The following is a 19,337-nucleotide window of genomic DNA, read 5'->3' on the forward strand; positions in this document are numbered from 1 at the left end:
ACTCGGGGCTGAATGAACAGCCCCGGTGATTAACGTTTTGCTGGAAGCCTTAACCTACACGGTAGTTCGGCGCTTCCTTGGTGATCTGTACGTCGTGGACATGGGACTCGGCCATGCCGGCGCCGGTGATGCGCACGAATTCCGGCTTGGTGCGCATCTCTTCGATGTCCGCGCTGCCGGTGTAGCCCATGGAAGAACGCAGGCCGCCCATCAGTTGATGGATGATCGCGCTCAGGGTGCCCTTGTACGGCACGCGACCTTCGATGCCTTCCGGCACCAGCTTCTCGGCACCCGCGGAGGAGTCCTGGAAGTAACGGTCGGAAGAGCCCTGGGCCTGGGACATGGCGCCCAGCGAACCCATGCCGCGATAGGCCTTGTAGCTACGGCCCTGGAACAGTTCGATCTCGCCCGGCGCCTCTTCGGTACCGGCGAACATCGAACCCATCATCACGCAGTAGGCACCGGCGACGATGGCCTTGGACAGGTCACCGGAGAAGCGGATACCGCCGTCGGCGATCAGCGGCACGCCAGTGCCTTCAAGGGCGGCGGCGACGTTGGCGATGGCGCTGATCTGCGGCACGCCGACACCGGCAACGATGCGGGTGGTGCAGATCGAGCCAGGGCCGATACCGACCTTGACCGCGTCGGCGCCAGCTCCGGCCAGGGCCTTGGCGGCTTCGCCGGTGGCGATGTTGCCGCCGATCACCTGTACGTCAGGGAAGTTCTGCTTGACCCAGCGAACGCGGTCGATCACGCCTTTGGAATGACCGTGGGCAGTGTCGACCACCACCACGTCAACGCCGGCATTGACCAGGGCGGCGACGCGATCGCCGGTGTCCTTGCCGGTGCCGACCGCCGCGCCAACGCGCAGACGACCCTGGTCGTCCTTGCTTGCCAGCGGATAGGCCTTGGCTTTTTCGATGTCGTTGACGGTCATCATGCCTTTGAGGGCGAACTTGTCGTCGACGATCAGCACGCGCTCGATGCGGTGCTTGTGCAGCAATTCGCGGACTTCGTCCTTGCTGGTGCCTTCCTTGACCGTGACCAGACGCTCTTTCGGCGTCATCACCTGGCGAACGCTGGCGTCCAGGCGATTCTCGAAACGCACGTCACGGGAGGTGACGATGCCGACCAAGTCGCCATCGTGCAGCACCGGAACGCCGGAGATGTTGTGCATGCGGGTCAGTTCGAACAGATCCCGGACCGTGGCGTCAGCCTCGATGGTGATCGGATCCTTGACTACGCCAGCCTCGAACCGCTTGACCTTGCGCACTTCGGCGGCCTGCTGTTCGATGGTCATGTTCTTATGAATGATACCGATACCGCCTTCCTGGGCCATGGCAATGGCCAGACGGGCTTCGGTCACGGTGTCCATGGCGGCGGAAACCAGCGGGATATTCAGTTCGATGCCACGGGTGAGACGGGTTTTGAGACTGACTTCGTTAGGCAGTACCTCGGAATAACCGGGCACTAGGAGAATGTCGTCGAAGGTCAGAGCTTCTTGGCTGATACGCAGCATCGCGGGGGCTCCCGAGCGGGAAAATGGAAGCGCGCCATTATACTCATGGACCCCGTCTGGCTCAATGTAAAACTCTGTCTATTATCGGCGGGGTGATTCAGGGGCTGAAACATTTCTGATTTACCAACACATTCCCTGTAGGAGCGAGCCTGCTCGCGATAGCGGTGGATCAGCCAACTCAGTATTGAATGTGCCGCCTTCGCGAGCAGGCTCGCTCCCACATGGGTTACTGCGTTTGCCCTTACAACTCCACCCTCACCCAACTCACCGGCTGGTCCAGCCAATCGGCGAATTCATCGACGAACTCCTGCTTGAACCCCGCCTCCAGCCAGTTATTGAAGATGAATCCCAGGTTGGAGAAGGCGCAGGGTTGCAGGAACAGGAACCCGTTGATGTCATCTTCATGCCCGCATTCAGGGCAGGTGAAGTTGTCGGTGCGACCCGGCATCCACTCCTCCAGGCTTTCGAACAGCGCTTCGCCAATTTCCTTGCGGCACTCGGCGCAGCCGGCCTCTTCAAGAAAGCCTTTGGCCGGCGTGTAGATGCAGCGCTTGGTGATGATCTCCAGGCCGTTGGCCGGTTCGCCGAACGGCAACGCGTCGGGATGCAGGACCACCTGGCGGGCGCCGGGGGCGATGGCGTGAGCCATGCGATTGCCAGTGCGACCGCAAGTGGTCAATTGCTCTTCGACGATGTTCTTGCGCACCAGCCAGCGCACGATCGCCCGAGCCCGAGGCTCGTGAACCGGCAAGGTGGAAATTTTCGGGACGATGATGCTTTGCGAATTCATGGCGAGGCCTGGCTGTTTCCCTGGCGGGTCTTATAAAAGGCCGGCAGCTTAATCCCTGGCCCGGCCAGGTCAAGCACTCAGATAGCGCCCGATCAATGCCAGGCCGCTGGCGAGCACCAGCCAGGTGACCAGTCGCACAAACGCCTCTCGCGACATCTTCATGGTCAAGCGGCGCCCAACCCACAGCCCTAGCGCCATGGCCGGCAACAAACACAGCGCCAGTACCAGCAAGGGTAGCTCGGCATACACCCCGGCGACGATGAACAGGCTCAAGCGCACCACCGTGCTGCAACTGATCAGCGCACTCTGGGTCGCCCGGGCCGCCTCCTTGGATAACCGGCTATTCAAATAAATGGCATATAAAAAGCCACCGCTGCCAAACAGCGCGCCGAACATTCCGCCGACCGTGCCCATCGGCAGCGCCCACAGCGCCGACAGCTGCGTCGGCCGGGTCTTTATCCACAGGCTGTAGACCGCATAGGCGCTGATGAACAGGCCCATCAACAACAGCAACAGGTCGGACTTGAGGTTGAGCAGGAAAATCACCCCGAGGGTGCAACCCACTGCCATGCACGGCAACAACCGCAGCAACTCGGGCCGGGCGACATCCCGACGCGACGGCAACAGGTTGCCGAATGCCGCGACAAAATCCAGTAGCACCAGCAGCGGGATGATTTTCGCCAGCGGCATGTACAGCAGCAGGATCGGCGCGGCCACCAGCGCCGTGCCGAACCCGGCGATGCCGAACACGATGTAGGCCAGGGTAATGGCCAGCCCGATCACCAGCCATTGCGTGGGGGCGAACGCCCACTCACCCAACCACGAGAAAAGATCCATCCGGCACGTCCTTGTTGAGAGCACCGGCGACTTTAGCCAGATTTATTGCGGCATATCCACTATTACCGTGGTGCGCCATCGCGAACACACGGCTTGCCGCAGGCGCCCGCGTGCCAGATGCCCCCTGCGCTCAATGCGCCAACATGTTGTGATGCACGCTGTACATGATCCACAGCGACAGCCCCACCAACAGCGCAATCACCACGGTCGAGAACACCAGGGCCGTCAGGTTCCAGCGTTGTTGCGGTGAGAAGTTCAGGTGCAGGAAATAGATCAGGTGCACAACGATCTGGATCACCGCAAAGATCGCCACGATCCCGGCCGTCATGGGCTTGGGCAATGTGGGATACATCACCAGGGCGAACGGGATAACGGTGAGGATGACCGACAGAACGAACCCGGTGAGGTAGGATTTTGCGCTGCCGTGGCTGGCATCGACGCTGCTCTGATGACTGCTCATTTACATCACTCCAAACAGATAGACCACGGTAAACACACAGATCCAGACCACGTCGAGGAAGTGCCAGAACAGGCTCAGGCAGCCCAGGCGGGTGGCGTTGACGGTGGTCAGGCCGTTGCGTTGCACCTGGAACATCAGCACGGCCATCCACAGCAGCCCCGTGGCGACGTGCAGGCCGTGAGTACCCACCAGCGTGAAGAAGCCGGTGAGAAAGGCGCTGCGGTTGGGGCCGTAGCCTTCGGCGATGAGTTTCTGGAACTCATGGATTTCCATGCCGATGAACGCCAGGCCGAGGACAAACGTCAGGCCCAGCCAGGCCAATACCTTCTGCTTGTTCCCGGCGCTCAGCGCGAGCATGGCGAAGCCGTAGGTGATGCTGCTGAACAGCAGGATGAAAGTTTCCGTGAGGACGTAGGGCAATTCGAAGATATCGGCGGCGCCGGGCCCGCCGGCGACGCTCTGACCGAGTACCGCATAGGTCGCAAATAGCGTTGCGAACAGAATGCAGTCGGTCATCAGGTAGATCCAGAACCCGAACAGGGTCATGGAGCTTGCGTCCGAGTGACCGTGTTCGGATTCCGGCGCGGTGGCGTGTGGCTGAACGAGATTGGACATGGATCAAGCCTCCGCCAGTGCCTTGATACGTTGGTTTTCGATGCGCGCTACCTCTTCGGCGGGCACGCAGTAATCGATGTCGTCATCGGCGCTGCGCCAGATCACCCCACCGATGGTCGCAACCAGCCCGACGATGGCCAGCCACCAGATATGCCAGACCAGGGCGAAGCACATGATCAGGCTGAACAGGCTGATGACCAGGCCCATCGCGGTGTTACGCGGCATGTGGATGGCTTGGAAGTCGGCTTCGACGGCGGTCTTCTGGCCGCGTTCCTTCATGCCCCAGTAGGCGTCGATGCCCTCCACCACCGGTTGTTGGGCGAAGTTGTAGAACGGCGGCGGCGAGGCGGTGGACCATTCCAGGGTGCGACCGTCCCACGGATCGCCTGTCAGGTCACGGTTCTGGTGACGCTGGCGAATGCTGAAATAGAACTGCAGGATCTGGCAGACCACGCCGCAGAGGATAATGCCGACGCCGAGCAACTCCAGCTCCAGCCAGGGCCGCCATTCGGGTACGTCGAAATGGTTGAGGCGCCGGGTCATGCCCATGAAGCCAAGGAAGTAGGACGGCATGAAGGCGAAGTAGAAACCGACAATCCAGCACCAGAACGCCGCCCGGCCCAGGCGATCGTGAAGCTTGAAGCCGAACGCCTTGGGGAACCAGTAAGTCAGGCCACACAGGTAGCCGAACACGGCGCCACCGATGATCACGTTATGGAAGTGCGCGATCAGGAACAAGCTGTTGTGCAGCAGGAAATCCGCCCCGGGCACCGCCAGCAGCACCCCGGTCATGCCGCCGATGCTGAAAGTGACGATGAAGCCGACGGTCCACAGCATCGGCGTTTCGAAGCGCACGCGCCCCCGATACATGGTGAACAGCCAAGTGAATATCTTCACCCCGGTGGGCACGGCGATGATCATGGTCATGATGCCGAAGAACGCGTTGACGCTCGCCCCCGAACCCATGGTGAAGAAGTGGTGCACCCAGACGATGAACGACAGGATGGTAATGACAATCGTCGCCCACACCAACGAGTGATAACCGAACAGGCGCTTGCGGCTGAACGTGGAGGCCACCTCGGAGAAAATACCGAACGCCGGCAGGATCAGGATGTACACCTCCGGGTGGCCCCAGGCCCAGATGAGGTTGACGTACATCATCGGGTTGCCGCCCAGCTCGTTGGTGAAGAAGTGCATGTCCAGATAGCGGTCGAGGCTGAGCATGAACAGCGTCGCGGTGAGGATCGGGAATGACGCCAGGATCAGCACAGCCGTGCACAGTACCGTCCAGGTAAACACCGGCATGCGGAAAAGGGTCATGCCCGGCGTACGCATTTTCAGGATGGTGACGAAGAAATTTACCCCGGTGAGCAACGTCCCGACGCCGGATATCTGCAATGACCATATGTAGTAGTCCACCCCGACCCCGGGGCTATAGGACAACCCGGATAACGGCGGATAGGCGACCCAACCGGTGCGCGCAAACTCGCCGACCGCCAGGGAAACATTCACCAGCATCGCGCCGGCCACGAACAGCCAGAAACTCAACGCGTTGAGGAACGGGAACGCCACGTCCCGGGCGCCAATCTGCAACGGCACGACGATGTTCATCAAGCCCACCACCAGCGGCATCGCCATGAAAAAAATCATGATCACGCCGTGGGCAGTGAATATCTGGTCGTAGTGTTCCGGCGGCAGGTAACCGGGCGAACCGTCGGACGCCATGGCCTGTTGCGTGCGCATCATGATCGCGTCGGAGAAACCGCGCAGCAGCATCACCAGCGCCACGACGATGTACATCACGCCGATGCGTTTGTGGTCCACCGAGGTAAACCACTCTTTCCACAGATAGGTCCATTTGCGGTAGTAGGTGATGGCACCCATGCCGGCCAAGACGACCAGTCCCACCACCGCCAGCGTCCACATGATGATCGGCTCATCCGTCGGGATCGCCTCAAGCGTCAGTTTTCCAAACATGTCCTACTCCTGCGCTGATCTTTGAGTCCCGACGGGAGACCCGATGCTGCCCTGCATGTCGTGCATGCGATGCTCGACTTCACGGGAACGATTCATGCCTTCGTATTTGTCGATAATGCTCTGGAACAAGTCCGGCTGGACCGATGAGTAATGTTCAACCGGGTGCTTGAACGTCGGCTTGGCAAGTCGGGCATAACTGTCCTTGTCCAACCGTCCTTGCCCTGCCCGCACGCCGGCGACCCACTTGTCGAAGCCCGCCGCATCGGTGGCGAGGGTCCGGAAATGCATGTCGGAGAAACCCGGGCCGTTGTAGTTGGCGGCGATGCCCCGGTACTCCCCGGCCTCGTTGGCGATCAGGTGCAGTTGGGTCTGCATGCCGGCCATGGCATAGATCTGCCCGCCCAGCGCCGGAATGAAAAACGAGGTCATGGCGCCGTCCGAGGTCACGCGAAAATTCACCGGTGTGTCCAGTGGCATGGCCAGTTCGTTGACCGAGGCAATGCCCAGCTCCGGATAGATGAACAGCCATTTCCAGTCGGTCGCGATGACCTGCACCACCAGCGGCTTGACGTCCGAATCCAGCGGTCGGTACGGATCCAGCGCATGGGTCGACTTCCAGGTAACCACGCCGAGAATGATGATGATCACCAACGGGACGCCCCAGACCACCGTTTCGATCTTGCGTGAATGGGCCCACTCCGGCGTGTACCTGGCCTTGGTGTTGGAGGCGCGATACTTCACGGAAAAGACCAACGCCATGACGATGACCGGCACCACCACCAGCAACATCAACAGCGTCGAGAGAATGATCAAGTTGCGTTGGTCAACGCCGACCTGTCCCTTGGGATTGAACAACACCATGTCGCAACCGCCAAGCAACAGCATCCCGCCGACCAGCAACAACCTTGATAAATGCCAAGGCAGTCGAGTTCGCATGTCTACGCTTCGCTTATTGAGTGGCTGTCAGTTGCTGAGCGATCTTGTCTTTTATCGACAGACGCTGTTCCTTGAGTCTGCGGATGTCATCATCCTCGACGTTGCCCGCCGATATCGATTCGGCGGCCAGGACCTGGTTATCCACGTCCGTGTATTCGTCCAGCAGCCGAGCAAGTTCCGGGTCTTGCTGGCGACGCTGTTGGACCGTCTCTTTGCTGCAATTCAAATCTTGGTAGAGATCATGAGAAGCAGGCATGGCCTTCTCCTTTAGCAGTGTTGTTGGGTACACGATTTTTAGAATTGCCCCCTCCGGCTAAGTTGAGAGAAACATCCGGAAACGGTGACGAACGGCACTGCCGACAAAAAAAAAGCCCACGAGACGTGGGCAAAAGGGAAAGCTGTTTTTTCGCCTGGGCGGCTCAGGAAGATTGTCTGCCAGCGGCCGGCGACATAGCGGTGGAATCCACCCGCACCGTGTGCGCCTGGTTTACGGCCCGCTCCCATTCCCTGGCATCGTGACTGCAGAAAATCTCGACGTGCCCGTTCTGGACTTGCGCCAACTCGCGAAGGCGATCCTGGTTGCGCATCCGTGCCGAACGGTAGGTGTCCATCATGTATTGGTAGAACCTCAGCCCCGGTGGGCAATGGCGCTCGGGTTGATGGACCTCGTCATGGAAAAAATAGGCATCACCGGCGTGCAGCAGCCAACCGTCCGGAGTGCGCAGGGCAATCCCGGCATGTCCGGCGGTGTGCCCCTGAAGCGGCACCAGGAAAATGTCCTCTTCCTCGGCGCCGATCAGCGCGCGCACCGAATCGAAACCGAACCAGGTATCGCCTTCGGGGGCATAGAACTCCCAGCTATCGACGCCCTGCCACTGCCGCGCCTGGAACCGTCGTCGACTTATCCAGGTGTCGGCGCTGCGGGCCGTCGCCATCTCGTCGCGCATCACATGCACCCGGGCCTGGGGAAAATCCTGGAGCCCGCCGGCGTGATCGAAATCCAGGTGCGTCAGCAGGATGTGCCGTACATCGTTGGCCTCGAAACCCAAGCGCCGCACCTGCTCCAAAGCCGTGAGGCGATGCTCGAACTGGATGTTGTTGAACACTCGAAAGAATCGGCTCAGCCGTTGCGGCGTCTGCACATCCCGCTGGCCAAACCCGGTGTCCACCAGGACCAGGCCGTTGGTGTCGGTTTCAATCAGCAGGCAATGACACACCAGGCACGCCGTCAGCCCCCGGCTGTAACCATCGAATAGCGCCCCGCCTACCGGGCACATGCATCCGCAGTTCAGGTGATGGATACGCATGGATGGCCTCCTTTCGCGGGGATATTTGTCTCTTGAAATCGACTGGAAGCAGGCGCGGTGAATTCCGCGCAGGCGACGGGCGGCGCAACACACAAGCGGTGGGAACGGGCTCGCTCGAAGCAGACGACTCCGCTTGACTGGCGGTACGCAGGAGGAAATTTCTACATACATGGAGATTCGCAAGCGAATCCCCTTATCATGCCGCCCATGATTAAAGATCCCTTTGCCCGACTGGGCCTGGACCGCGAGGTCCTGACTGTCAGCCAGCTCAACGGCCGTGCGCGGGTGTTGCTCGAAGACGTGTTCAGCAACATCTGGGTCGAGGGCGAGATTTCCAACCTCGCCCGCCCCGCCTCCGGCCACGTGTATTTCACGCTCAAGGACAGCGGCGCCCAGGTGCGTTGCGCGCTGTTCCGACAGAACGCCGCGCGGGTGCGCCAGGCATTGAAAGACGGGCTGGCGGTGAAGGTACGCGGCAAGGTCTCGCTGTTCGAGGGCCGTGGCGACTATCAGCTGATCCTCGACACCGTGGAGCCGGCCGGCGATGGTGCCCTGCGCCTGGCGTTCGACGCCCTGAAGGAAAAGCTCAGCGCTGAAGGCCTGTTCAGTGCCGAGCGCAAGGTACCGCTGCCGGCCCATCCGCAACGCATCGGCATCATCAGTTCGCCCACCGGCGCGGTGATCCGCGACATCATCAGCGTGTTCCGTCGCCGCGCGCCGCAGATCTCCCTGACCTTGATTCCGACAGCCGTGCAGGGCCGTGAAGCCACCGCACAGATCGTCCGCGCGCTGAAACTGGCCGATGCCCGAGGCTTCGATGCGCTGATCCTGGCCCGGGGCGGCGGTTCGCTGGAAGACTTGTGGTGCTTCAACGAAGAAGCCGTGGCTCGTGCGGTAGACGCCTGCGTCACGCCCATCGTCAGCGCGGTAGGCCATGAGACCGACGTCTCCATCAGCGATTTCGTCGCCGATGTGCGTGCCCCGACTCCGTCCGCCGCCGCCGAACTGCTCGCACCGGACGCCGGCGACCTGGTGCGCCGGGTCGAAAGCCTGCACCGGCGCCTGGTGATGCGCATGCGCGACCGCCTGATGCGCGACCAGTTGCGCCTCGAAGGCCTCACTCGCCGCCTGCGTCACCCCGGTGAACGCCTGCGCCAGCAAGCCCAGCGCCTCGACGACCTGGACATGCGCATGCGCCGGGCCTTCGAACGCAGCCTCAATACCCGCCGCGAACGCCTGATTCGCCTGGAAACCCGCCTGGCCGGGCAACATCCGGGCCGTCAGCTGGCCATGTTGCGCCATCGCCTCGACAGCCTCGCCGAACGCCTGCCCCGAGCCATGCGCGAAGGCCTGAAAACCCGCCGCGTACAGTTGCACAACCAGATGCAGACGCTGCATATCGTCAGCCCGCTGGCGACCCTTGGTCGCGGCTACAGCATCCTGCTCGACGAACGCGGCCATGCGATCCGCAACGCCGGGCAAACCCGCACCGGCCAGCGCCTGACCGCCAGGCTCGGCGAAGGCGAACTGCTAGTGCGGGTCGAAGACAATCACCTGACACCGGTCACCCTTTCTCTATTGGATTGATTCATGCCGCGATTTCTCGCTCCGCTGCTCTTGCTGTGCCTCGCCGCCAACGCCCAGGCTGACAGCTACATCACTCGCCTGCTGAACAAGCCGGTGCCCGGCGGCGTGGCCGTGGTGGATCTGGGCAGCGCGGCCCAGGCGCCGAAAGCCACGTACCAGGGCAAACCGGTGCTGGTGGTCAAGGAACAGCAGAACTGGCTGGCAATTGTCGGCATTCCGCTGACCGTCCAACCCGGCACCCAGCAGATCAGCAGTGGCGGCGCCACCCAGCCCTTCGTGGTTGGCTACAAGAAATACCCCGAGCAGCACATCACCCTGAAAAACAAGCGCCAGGTCAATCCGGACCCGGCGGATCTGAAGCGCATCGAGGCCGAGCTTGCGGTGCAGTTGAAGGCCTACCGCAGCTTCAGCCCCAATATCCCCAGCAACCTGCTGCTGGACAAACCGGTGAACGGCCCGCTGTCGAGCAAGTTCGGGGTGCGCCGCTTTTTCAACGGCGAAGAGCGCAACCCTCATTCCGGCCTGGACTTCGCCGTGCCCGCCGGCACGCCGATCAAGACCCCGGCCGCCGGCAAGGTGATCCTCACCGGCAACTACTTTTTCAATGGCAACACCGTGTTCGTCGACCATGGCCAAGGCTTCATCAGCATGTTCTGCCACATGTCGAAGATCGACGTGAAGGTCGGCCAGCAACTGGCGCGCGGCACCGTGGTCGGCAAAGTCGGCGCCACGGGCCGTGCGACCGGGCCGCACATGCACTGGAACATCAGCCTGAATGATGCGCGGGTGGATCCGGCGATCTTTATCGGGGCGTTTCAGCCCTGAGTAATTGCGGTGCGGCTACTGGCCTCTTCGCGAGCAGGCTCGCTCCCACAGGGATCCGCGTCGCGCTACGGACCTGATGTGGGAGCGAGCCTGCTCGCGAAGACGGCAGTCGTATCGCCTCCATCTCAGAAATTGCCAAGCTCAAAACATCAACGCAATTTCCATAATATTTAATCGAGAAACCAGCGATTAAATCTCGCAAACCCACCCAAAAACAGAACTTCTCCCAATTTTTCCCGACTGCTTGCAACCCCTCGGCCACGCGGTTAGGGTTGAGGGCATGAAAACCTCTCACACCCTCATTCAGCTTCGCCAGCACCGCAGCCTGTGCCTCGTCAGCGCACGACTGCCGGGCTGAATCGCGGCACCTCGTCCAGGCGTGAAGCCAACCCGTTCGAACCACCGGCAGGCCGCCTCTTTCCGGCCACGACAATAAGGATTTCCCCATGAGCATGCTCAAAGACCCGTCTTCGAAGTACCGCGCCTTCCCGACCATCAACCTGCCGGATCGCACCTGGCCATCGAAGACCATCACCGCCGCGCCGATCTGGTGCAGCTCCGACCTGCGCGATGGCAACCAGTCGCTGATCGAACCGATGGATGCGGCCAAGAAACTGCGCTTCTGGAAAACCCTCGTTGCAGTGGGCGTGAAGGAAATCGAAGCATCGTTCCCGGCCGCTTCGCAGACTGACTTCGACTTTGTGCGCACCCTCATCGAAGAAGGCCACATCCCGGACGACACCACCATCCAGGTGCTGACCCAGGCCCGTGAAGACCTGATCGCTCGCACCTTCGAGTCCCTGCGTGGCGCGAAGAAAGCCATCGTCCACCTGTATAACGCCACCTGCCCGTCGTTTCGCCGCATCGTGTTCAACCAGGACAAGGAAGGCGTGAAGGAAATCGCCGTGAACGCGGCCAAGCTGTTCGTCAAATACGCCGCCCAGCAGCCGGAAACCCAATGGCAGTTCGAGTACTCGCCAGAAACCTTCAGCGCGACCGAACTGGAGTTCGCCAAGGAAGTCTGCGACGCGGTGATCGAAGTGTGGAACCCGACGCCTGAGCGCAAGGTGATCCTCAACCTGCCGGCCACCGTCGAAGTCGCCACCCCGAACATCTACGCCGACCAGATCGAGTGGTTCCACCGCAACATCACCCGGCGTGACAGCGTGCTCATCAGCCTGCACACCCACAACGACCGTGGCACCGGCGTGGCCGCCACCGAGCTGGGCCTGATGGCCGGCGCCGACCGTGTCGAAGGCTGCCTGTTCGGCAACGGCGAGCGCACCGGCAACGTCGACCTGGTGACCGTGGCGCTGAACCTCTACACCCAGGGCATCAACCCTGAGCTGGACTTCTCCGACATCGACGGCGTGCGCAAAGTCGTCGAGGAATGCAACCAGATCCCGGTCCATCCACGTCACCCGTATGTCGGCGACCTGGTCCACACCGCGTTCTCCGGCTCGCACCAGGACGCAATCCGCAAGGGCTTCGCCCAGCAGAAACCGGACACCCTGTGGGAAGTACCGTACCTGCCGATCGACCCGGCCGACATCGGCCGCAGCTACGAAGCGGTGATCCGCGTGAACAGCCAGTCGGGCAAGGGCGGCATCGCCTACCTCTTGGAGCAGGAATACGGCATCAGCCTGCCGCGTCGCATGCAGATCGAGTTCAGCCAGGTGGTACAGCGTGAAACCGATCGCCTGGGCCTGGAAATGACTGCCCAGCAGATCCACGCCCTGCTCCAGCGCGAATATCTGCAAGCCAACACTCCGTACGCGCTGGTCAGCCATCGCCTGCAGGAAGAGAACGGCAACAGCGCCGTGGAAGTGGAAGTCGCCAGCAAGGGCCAGGGCGAGACCAACCTGCACTGGCGTGGCCGAGGCAACGGCGCGCTGGAAGCGCTGGTGGCCGGGCTGCCGATTCCGGTGGAGATCATGGACTACAACGAACACGCCATCGGCGCCGGCACCAACGCGAAGGCTGCGGCGTACATCGAACTGCGCGTCAACGGCGAACGTGCGGTGCACGGCGTGGGAATCGATGAAAACATCACCACGGCGAGCTTCAAGGCGCTGTTCAGTGCGCTGAACCGCTCGCTGAGCCAGCCGGAAGCCAAGGCGGCTTGATCGGTCGCTGAAAAACAAAAGGCCCCGGGGTGTGAACCTCGGGGCCTTTTGTTTGGCTGGTGGTTTGTGCTGTCTGTCAGGGCCTCATCGCGAGCAAGCTCGCTCCCACAATGGTCGGCGTTATGCAAAACAATGTGGGAGCGAGCTTGCTCGCGATAGCGGCCTAACAGGCAACACAAATATCAGGCATGGGTATCGATCGAAACCGTCATCGCCTGCAGCAGCGCGGCCTGAAGGGTCTGCAATGTGGCCTGGGTCCCCATGATCTGGGTCTGGATCGCCATGGCCTGCTGGGCTTTCTGCTCCTCGTCGGCCCGGCTTTTCTGCACGCGGGCCAATTGGGCCTGCTGATCGGCCAGCAACTTTTCGGTCCGCTCGATCTGCTTCTTCAACTGCTCAATGATATTGCTGCCATTGCTGCCGCCAACACCAGCGATATTCGCCCCGCTGGTGTCGACTTTCAGTTCCTTGTCCTTGTCTTCGCCGGTGTCAGGCGATACCACCGGACTGACGGCTTTCTCTTCCTCGGCGCCCCTGATGGAGACTTTGGGGGCCGACAGCGGATATGGGTTTACGGTCGTTGCGCTGATACTGGTCATGGGGACTCCTCCTTGGCTGACCTGTTATCGGCGTGCAATACCGTTCCTTGAGGGCTGAATCGTTTCAATATACGAATTCGAAGCGATCAGCGTCCAGGTTCGCCGGAAAGCGTGTGCGATACGCTGCCAGGTCCGCCGCGCTCAGGCACACCATGAACACGCCGTCGGCCTCGCCGGCACTGAGCAGCGTCTCGCCCTGGAAGTCCAGCACCTGACTGTCACCGGTATAAGCGAAGCCCTTGCCGTCGGTGCCGATCCGGTTCACCGCCGCCACATAGCAGAGATTTTCGATGGCCCGTGCCGGCAGCAGCCGGTTCCAGTGCTGACGCCTGGCGCCCGGCCAGTTGGCGGTATACAGCAACAGGTCGGTGTCCTCGGCATCGCGACTCCACGCCGGGAAGCGCAGGTCGTAGCAGATCAGCGGCCGAATCCGCCAGCCCTTGAGCTCGAACAACACCTGCTGGTCACCCGGTGTGTAATGGTTGTGCTCGCCGGCCATGCGAAACAGATGACGCTTGTCGTAATGCAGCACCTCGCCATCCGGACGCGCCCACAGCAAGCGATTGCGATGGCTGCCGTCGGCGGCCTGGATGATCACGCTGCCGGTGATCACGGCGTCCAGCTTTGCCGCCTGGGCCTTGAGCCATTGGCTGGCGGGGCCGTTCTCCGGCTCGGCCAGGGCCTCGGACTCCATGGAAAAACCGGTGGTGAACATTTCCGGCAGGATGATCAGGTCCGCCCCGCGCGCCTGTTCGAGCAGCGCGTCGAAATGTTCCAGGTTGGCCCGGCGGTCATGCCAGGCCAGCGTAGTCTGGATCAAGGCAATGTTCAGGTTGGGCAACGCGCTCAGATCACGCATAGTTTTTCCGCCGCTTCGCGCAGCGTCTCCTCGCGTTTGGCAAAACACAGGCGCACCAGGCGCTGGCCCTGCGGCGGGTTCTGGTAGAACACCGAGATCGGAATGGTCGCCACGCCGTGTTCGCGGGTCATCCAGAGCGCCATGTCGACGTCATTGAGGTCCGGGCGGATCTGCGAATAATCCACCAACTGGAAATACGTACCGGCGACACGCTTGAAAGTGAAGCGCGACGGCGCCAGCAGATCGCAGAACAGGTCGCGCTTGGCCTGATAGAAATCCGGCAGTTCATCGACATGCTCCGGATGCTCGGCCATGTAGTCGGCCAACGCGTATTGCAACGGTGTCACGCCGCAGAAACTGACGTACTGGTGCACCTTGCGAAGCTCCGCCGTCAGGGCCGCTGGCGCGACGACGTAGCCGGTTTTCCAGCCCGTGACGTGGTAGGTCTTGCCGAACGAACTGACGACGAAGGCACGGCGGTAGAGTTCTTCGTGGGCAAGGACGCTGACATGGGGCACGTCGTCGAATACCAGATGCTCATAAACCTCATCGCTGATCAGGTAGATGTCGCGATCGCGAATCAACGCCGCCAACTGGTCCAGCTCGGCGCGGCTGATCAATGCGCCGCTGGGGTTGTGCGGCGTGTTGAGGATGATCATCCGTGTGCGCGGGCTCAGGGCTTCGCCAAGCTTCTGGAAGTCGATGGCAAAATCATCCAGGCCCAGTTGCACATGTACGCAACGCCCGCCGGCCAGTTGCACGGCAGGTTCGTAGCTGTCGTACGCTGGGTCGAAGACGATCACTTCGTCGCCGCTGTGTACCACCGCCGCGATGGCGCAGAAAATCGCCTGGGTCGCGCCGGGGGTCACGGTGACTTCCTGATCGGCGTCGACGCTGGCGCCATAGCTGCGGGCGATCTTTGCCGCGATCTGCTGGCGCAGGGCTGGCAGGCCGGTCATCGGCGAATATTGATTGTGGCCTTGGGCGATATGCCGGCCCACTGCATCGCGCAGGGCCTGCGGGCCATCGAAATCGGGAAACCCCTGGGACAGGTTCAGCGCACCGGTCTGCGCGGCAAGCTGGGACATCTGGGTAAAAATGGTGATGCCGACATTCGGCAACTTGCTGGTGATCATCGAGGGTTCCCTGGGTCTGCACCCGGCTCTGGCGCGGCGCGGGAGAGGTCGAGGATAGCCCAATCGCCGGGCATGAAAAAGGGTGCCCCGTGGGCACCCTCTTCAATTGTTGCCGAACACCGTGGCGAGGGAGCTTGCTCCCGCTGGGTTGCGAAGCAGCCCCAAGATGTATCCACCACAGCGGTGCATCAGACAAAACGCAGGGGCTGCTGCGCAGCCCAGCGGGAGCAAGCTCCCTCGGCACAAAAGCGGTCCTGAGAAGCCAGGATCAGCGCTTGTCGCGGCGCTTCTTGTCGGCCTTCTTGTGGTGCGACATCAAGCGGCGCTTCTTGTTGACCTGGCGGTCGGTGAGCGTGTTCTTGTTGCCTTCGTACGGGTTCTCGCCGCCCTTGAACTCGATGCGGATCGGCGTACCGACCAGCTTCAAGACGCGACGGTAAGTGTTTTCCAGATAACGAACGTAGGACTTGGGCACCTTCTCGATCTGGTTACCGTGGATCACGATGATCGGTGGGTTGGCACCGCCCAAGTGGGCGTAGCGCAGCTTGATCCGGCGGTTGTTGACCATCGGTGGCGCATGCTCGCCGACCGCGTCTTCGAGGATCTGGGTCAGGCGGTTGGTCGGCCAGCGGGTAACCGCCGACTTGAACGAGTTCTGCACCGAGGCGTAGAGGTTGCCCACGCCGGTACCGTGCAGGGCCGAGATGAAGTGGATGTCGGCAAAGTCGACGAAGAACAGCCGACGCTGCAGTTCGACCTTGACGTAATCGCGCTCGCTCGGCGTCATGCCGTCCCACTTGTTGATCGCGATGACCAGTGCACGACCGGCTTCCAGGGCGAAGCCCAGCAGGTTCAAGTCGTGATCGACCACGCCTTCGCGGGCGTCCATCACAAAGATCACCACGTTGGCGTCTTTGATCGCCTGCAGGGTTTTGACCACGGAGAATTTTTCGACTTCTTCGTGGATCTTGCCGCGCTTGCGCACACCGGCCGTGTCGATCAGCGTGTACTTCTCTTCGTTACGCTCGAAGGGAATGTAGATGCTGTCACGGGTAGTGCCGGGCTGGTCGTAGACGATGACCCGGTCTTCACCGAGCATGCGGTTGACCAGCGTCGACTTGCCGACGTTCGGGCGGCCGATGATAGCGATCTTGATGCCGTCCTTTTCGCTCGGACCCGGAATGCGCTTGGCTTCCTCGCCCTCGGCAACGACTTCTTCCTCGCCCTCTTCCGGCTCGTCTTCATCGTCCTTGGGGAAATCAGCCAGGGCGATTTCAAGCATCTGGGTGATGCCGCGACCGTGGGCACCGGCGATCGGAATCGCCTGGCCCATGCCCAAAGGTGCGAACTCGGCACGAGCCATGTCGGGGTCGATATTGTCGACCTTGTTGGCAACGACGTATGAACGCTTGTTACGTTTGCGCAAATGCTCGGCGATCATCTGGTCGGCGGCGGTAAAACCAGCCTTGGCGTCTACCAGGAACAGCACCACATCGGCTTCTTCGATGGCGAGCAGCGACTGCTCGGCCATTTTTTCGTCCATGCCGTGTTCATCACCGGAGATGCCGCCGGTGTCGACCAGAATATAGGTACGCCCTTGCCACTTGGCCTCACCGTATTGGCGATCACGGGTCAGACCGGACAAGTCGCCGACGATAGCGTCGCGAGTCCTGGTCAGGCGGTTGAACAAGGTGGACTTGCCGACGTTCGGTCGGCCCACCAGGGCGATTACGGGAACCATGCGGCTCTCCACTTCGTTATTTCAGAAAATACAAAAGCCGCTGCGAGGCAGCGGCTGGTGCTCGGGGGCCACCTTGTGAGAGCGAGCCTGCTCGCGAAAGCAGTGGGTCAGTCGACATACAGGCCGCTGGACCAGCGCATTCGCGAGCAGGCTCGCGCCTACAAAGGTGAAGCCGCTTGGGAATTAACCCAAGCATAGTCTTACTTGATGGTCAGGGCTTCCAGTTTGCCGCTGTTGCCATACACATAGATCATGTTTCCCACCACCAGCGGACGGGCACGCAGGCCGTCGCTGTCGATGCGCTCGCGACCGACGAAACGACCGTCGACCTGGCTGAGCAGGTGCAGGTAACCTTCCAGGTCACCCACTGCAACGTAGCTGGAGAACACTTCCGGGGCCGACAATTGGCGACGGGCCAGGGAGTCGTTGCTCCACAATGCGGTAGTGGAACGCTCGTCAACGCCTTCGACGGTGCCCGAGGACAGGCTCACGTAGACGCTGCCGAAACCTTGGGCGACACCGGCGTAGCTCGACGCATCGCGCTGCCACAACGGACGACCGCTTTCCAGGTCCAGCGCCGCAACGCGGCCCTGATAACTGGCGACGTACAGCGTACCGCCGGACAGCAGCAGGCCGCCGTCGATGTCGACCACACGCTCCAGCTCCGAACGACCTTGCGGGATTGCTACGCGCTGTTCCCAGACCGGTACGCCGTTGGAAATATCCAGGGCCACGACTTTACCGGTCGACAAGCCAGCCACCGCGAGGCGGTTGGTGACGATCGGCGCGCTGGTGCCACGCAGGGTCAGTACCGCCGGAGTGCTGTCGTACAACCAGCGCTGGTTGCCGGTAGCGGCATCCAGGCCGATCAGGCGGTCATCCTGGGTCTGTACCACGACCACATCACCGTTGGTGGCAGGCGGCGCGAGGACTTCGCTGGTCACGCGGGCGCGCCATCTCTCTTCACCGCTGCTCGCGTCCAGGGCGACGATCTCGCCCTTGAGCGTGCCGATCATGACCAGCCCGTAACCCACGCCAACGGCGCCGGACACAGGCAGCTCAAGATCCTTTTCCCATTTGACGTCGCCGCTCATGCGATCCATGGCCATGACGACGCCAGTCACGTCGCCGGCATAGAGGGTGTCGCCGTCGATGGCCGGCACCAGCATGTTGTAGGTTTCACCCTGGCCGTCCCCGATGGAGCGGCTCCATTGCTTCTGCAGCACGACTTCTTCTTTGAAATCGGTCAGTTCGGCCGGAGGCAGTTCTTTCTTGCTGTTGCTGCTGCAACCCGCGGCCAGAATGGCCAGGGCCAGCAATGCTGCATGTTTCCAACGGATCACGTCACGCATCCCCTTTGGCCAGGTCGTCCAGCTTGATTTGCAGGCCACCGACTGCGGCTTCATCCGACAGCGCAGCCTTGGCTTTTTGGTAGGCCGCATGGGCCTCATTGGCACGGCCCAGCTGTACCAGCAGGTCGCCCTTGAGTTCTTCGCGGGTCGCCAGGAACGCCTTGTCGGCGTCGCCGTCGAGCAGCTTCAGCGCGTCTTCGGCCTTGTTCTGTGCCGCCAGCACCTGCGCCAGGCGCTGACGCGCGACTTCGCCCAAGGTCGGGTTGGCCGGTTTGTCGACGATGGCTTTCAGCTCGGTGACCGCGTCGTCCAGCTTGCCGCTGTCGACCGCGACCTTGGCCACGAACAGGCTGCCGTACTGGGCGTAGGCGGTGCCGCCGAACTCTTTGTTGAGCTTGCCGGCCAGGTCCGCCACGCGCGCCGCGTCAGGCTTGCCGTCGGGGGTCAGGGTGGTTTCCAGCAGTTGCTGGTAAAGCACCGAGGCACCTTGCGACTGGTTGCTCTGGTATTTCTGGTAGGCCTGCCAGCCGAACACGATGACCAGCGCCAACAGGCCGCCAGTGACCAGCGGCTTGCCGTTGCGCGTCCACCAGTCCTTCAAATCCGCCAGCTGTTCATCTTCGGTACTCGACACCCCAATACTCCTTAATCGCTAAATCGGCTGTTTGACA

General features: G+C 61.6%; 18 protein-coding genes. 3 read left to right on the forward strand and 15 right to left on the reverse strand.

Annotated features, from left to right (window positions below):
* Window positions 1–49: 49 nt before the first annotated feature.
* From guaB to J3P91_RS22275, 9 genes are all read right to left on the reverse strand, one after another.
* A complete protein-coding gene (guaB, locus tag J3P91_RS22235) occupies window positions 50–1,519 on the reverse strand; it encodes an IMP dehydrogenase (protein ID WP_434601763.1) in 1,470 nt (489 codons plus the stop codon).
* A gap of 241 nt (window positions 1,520–1,760) precedes the next feature.
* Entirely contained in the window at window positions 1,761–2,309 is a 549-nt protein-coding gene (locus J3P91_RS22240) for a sugar ABC transporter ATPase (protein ID WP_434601764.1), read from the reverse strand.
* 69 nt (window positions 2,310–2,378) lie between these two features.
* A complete protein-coding gene (locus J3P91_RS22245) occupies window positions 2,379–3,146 on the reverse strand; it encodes a sulfite exporter TauE/SafE family protein (RefSeq protein ID WP_434601765.1) in 768 nt (255 codons plus the stop codon).
* A 130-nt stretch (window positions 3,147–3,276) separates the two neighbouring features.
* Window positions 3,277–3,606 carry a cytochrome o ubiquinol oxidase subunit IV gene (gene cyoD, locus J3P91_RS22250; RefSeq protein WP_434571998.1) on the reverse strand — a complete coding sequence of 110 codons (330 nt, stop codon included), beginning with the start codon at window positions 3,604–3,606 and terminating at the stop codon, window positions 3,277–3,279.
* Window positions 3,607–4,221, reverse strand: coding sequence for a cytochrome o ubiquinol oxidase subunit III (gene cyoC / locus J3P91_RS22255; protein ID WP_434571996.1), 615 nt, complete (start codon window positions 4,219–4,221; stop codon window positions 3,607–3,609).
* A gap of 3 nt (window positions 4,222–4,224) precedes the next feature.
* Window positions 4,225–6,198, reverse strand: coding sequence for a cytochrome o ubiquinol oxidase subunit I (cyoB, locus tag J3P91_RS22260; protein WP_434601766.1), 1,974 nt, complete (start codon window positions 6,196–6,198; stop codon window positions 4,225–4,227).
* A 3-nt stretch (window positions 6,199–6,201) separates the two neighbouring features.
* Window positions 6,202–7,134, reverse strand: a complete 933-nt coding sequence (cyoA, locus tag J3P91_RS22265; protein WP_434601767.1) for a ubiquinol oxidase subunit II — start codon at window positions 7,132–7,134, stop codon at window positions 6,202–6,204.
* Window positions 7,135–7,147: 13 nt separating this feature from the next.
* Window positions 7,148–7,390: a YdcH family protein gene (locus tag J3P91_RS22270; protein ID WP_434601768.1), complete on the reverse strand. Its 243-nt coding sequence runs from the start codon at window positions 7,388–7,390 to the stop codon at window positions 7,148–7,150.
* Between the two features lie 163 nt (window positions 7,391–7,553).
* Window positions 7,554–8,441 (reverse strand): MBL fold metallo-hydrolase, encoded by an 888-nt coding sequence (locus tag J3P91_RS22275; protein WP_434571990.1) that lies wholly within the window; start codon window positions 8,439–8,441, stop codon window positions 7,554–7,556.
* A gap of 207 nt (window positions 8,442–8,648) precedes the next feature.
* On the opposite strand from J3P91_RS22275, the gene xseA reads away from it, so the two are divergent.
* The 3 genes from xseA to leuA all read left to right on the forward strand — a co-directional run bounded on the left by xseA (window position 8,649) and on the right by leuA (window position 12,979).
* Entirely contained in the window at window positions 8,649–10,028 is a 1,380-nt protein-coding gene (gene xseA / locus J3P91_RS22280) for an exodeoxyribonuclease VII large subunit (protein WP_434601769.1), read from the forward strand.
* Between the two features lie 3 nt (window positions 10,029–10,031).
* The gene (locus J3P91_RS22285; RefSeq protein ID WP_434601770.1) at window positions 10,032–10,853 is read left to right on the forward strand and encodes a peptidoglycan DD-metalloendopeptidase family protein; all 822 of its coding nucleotides are present in this window, start codon (window positions 10,032–10,034) and stop codon (window positions 10,851–10,853) included.
* A 446-nt stretch (window positions 10,854–11,299) separates the two neighbouring features.
* Entirely contained in the window at window positions 11,300–12,979 is a 1,680-nt protein-coding gene (gene leuA, locus J3P91_RS22290) for a 2-isopropylmalate synthase (protein WP_434601771.1), read from the forward strand.
* A 182-nt stretch (window positions 12,980–13,161) separates the two neighbouring features.
* On the opposite strand, the gene J3P91_RS22295 is transcribed toward leuA, so the two are convergent.
* The 6 genes from J3P91_RS22295 to J3P91_RS22320 form a co-directional block, all read right to left on the reverse strand.
* A complete protein-coding gene (locus J3P91_RS22295) occupies window positions 13,162–13,578 on the reverse strand; it encodes a hypothetical protein (protein ID WP_434571984.1) in 417 nt (138 codons plus the stop codon).
* Window positions 13,579–13,642: 64 nt separating this feature from the next.
* Window positions 13,643–14,437 (reverse strand): amidohydrolase, encoded by a 795-nt coding sequence (locus tag J3P91_RS22300; RefSeq protein ID WP_434601772.1) that lies wholly within the window; start codon window positions 14,435–14,437, stop codon window positions 13,643–13,645.
* Window positions 14,425–15,573: a pyridoxal phosphate-dependent aminotransferase gene (locus J3P91_RS22305; RefSeq protein WP_434601773.1), complete on the reverse strand. Its 1,149-nt coding sequence runs from the start codon at window positions 15,571–15,573 to the stop codon at window positions 14,425–14,427. The genes J3P91_RS22300 and J3P91_RS22305 overlap by 13 nt, the downstream gene beginning before the upstream one ends.
* Window positions 15,574–15,841: 268 nt before the next feature.
* Complete coding sequence (der, locus tag J3P91_RS22310; RefSeq protein WP_434571979.1) at window positions 15,842–17,314, reverse strand: ribosome biogenesis GTPase Der; 1,473 nt, start codon at window positions 17,312–17,314, stop codon at window positions 15,842–15,844.
* A 200-nt stretch (window positions 17,315–17,514) separates the two neighbouring features.
* Entirely contained in the window at window positions 17,515–18,666 is a 1,152-nt protein-coding gene (gene bamB / locus J3P91_RS22315) for an outer membrane protein assembly factor BamB (RefSeq protein WP_434571977.1), read from the reverse strand.
* Window positions 18,659–19,300 (reverse strand): YfgM family protein, encoded by a 642-nt coding sequence (locus J3P91_RS22320; protein WP_434571975.1) that lies wholly within the window; start codon window positions 19,298–19,300, stop codon window positions 18,659–18,661. The genes bamB and J3P91_RS22320 overlap by 8 nt, the downstream gene beginning before the upstream one ends.
* Window positions 19,301–19,337 lie beyond the last annotated feature (37 nt).

The organism is Pseudomonas sp. Z4-7 (assembly GCF_051131965.1).
Taxonomy (GTDB): domain Bacteria; phylum Pseudomonadota; class Gammaproteobacteria; order Pseudomonadales; family Pseudomonadaceae; genus Aquipseudomonas.

Excerpts from the sequence above, each read along its gene's own strand:
- bamB (WP_434571977.1), bottom strand. The coding sequence starts at position 18,666 with ATGCGTGACGTGATCCGTTGGAAACATGCAGCATTGCTGGCCCTGGCC.
- J3P91_RS22300 (WP_434601772.1), bottom strand. The coding sequence starts at position 14,437 with ATGCGTGATCTGAGCGCGTTGCCCAACCTGAACATTGCCTTGATCCAG.
- cyoC (WP_434571996.1), bottom strand. The coding sequence starts at position 4,221 with ATGTCCAATCTCGTTCAGCCACACGCCACCGCGCCGGAATCCGAACAC.
- cyoD (WP_434571998.1), bottom strand. The coding sequence starts at position 3,606 with ATGAGCAGTCATCAGAGCAGCGTCGATGCCAGCCACGGCAGCGCAAAA.
- der (WP_434571979.1), bottom strand. The coding sequence starts at position 17,314 with ATGGTTCCCGTAATCGCCCTGGTGGGCCGACCGAACGTCGGCAAGTCC.
- J3P91_RS22275 (WP_434571990.1), bottom strand. The coding sequence starts at position 8,441 with ATGCGTATCCATCACCTGAACTGCGGATGCATGTGCCCGGTAGGCGGG.
- J3P91_RS22245 (WP_434601765.1), bottom strand. The coding sequence starts at position 3,146 with ATGGATCTTTTCTCGTGGTTGGGTGAGTGGGCGTTCGCCCCCACGCAA.
- xseA (WP_434601769.1), top strand. The coding sequence starts at position 8,649 with ATGATTAAAGATCCCTTTGCCCGACTGGGCCTGGACCGCGAGGTCCTG.
- J3P91_RS22305 (WP_434601773.1), bottom strand. The coding sequence starts at position 15,573 with ATGATCACCAGCAAGTTGCCGAATGTCGGCATCACCATTTTTACCCAG.
- J3P91_RS22240 (WP_434601764.1), bottom strand. The coding sequence starts at position 2,309 with ATGAATTCGCAAAGCATCATCGTCCCGAAAATTTCCACCTTGCCGGTT.
- J3P91_RS22270 (WP_434601768.1), bottom strand. The coding sequence starts at position 7,390 with ATGCCTGCTTCTCATGATCTCTACCAAGATTTGAATTGCAGCAAAGAG.
- J3P91_RS22285 (WP_434601770.1), top strand. The coding sequence starts at position 10,032 with ATGCCGCGATTTCTCGCTCCGCTGCTCTTGCTGTGCCTCGCCGCCAAC.
- cyoA (WP_434601767.1), bottom strand. The coding sequence starts at position 7,134 with ATGCGAACTCGACTGCCTTGGCATTTATCAAGGTTGTTGCTGGTCGGC.
- guaB (WP_434601763.1), bottom strand. The coding sequence starts at position 1,519 with ATGCTGCGTATCAGCCAAGAAGCTCTGACCTTCGACGACATTCTCCTA.
- leuA (WP_434601771.1), top strand. The coding sequence starts at position 11,300 with ATGAGCATGCTCAAAGACCCGTCTTCGAAGTACCGCGCCTTCCCGACC.
- J3P91_RS22295 (WP_434571984.1), bottom strand. The coding sequence starts at position 13,578 with ATGACCAGTATCAGCGCAACGACCGTAAACCCATATCCGCTGTCGGCC.
- cyoB (WP_434601766.1), bottom strand. The coding sequence starts at position 6,198 with ATGTTTGGAAAACTGACGCTTGAGGCGATCCCGACGGATGAGCCGATC.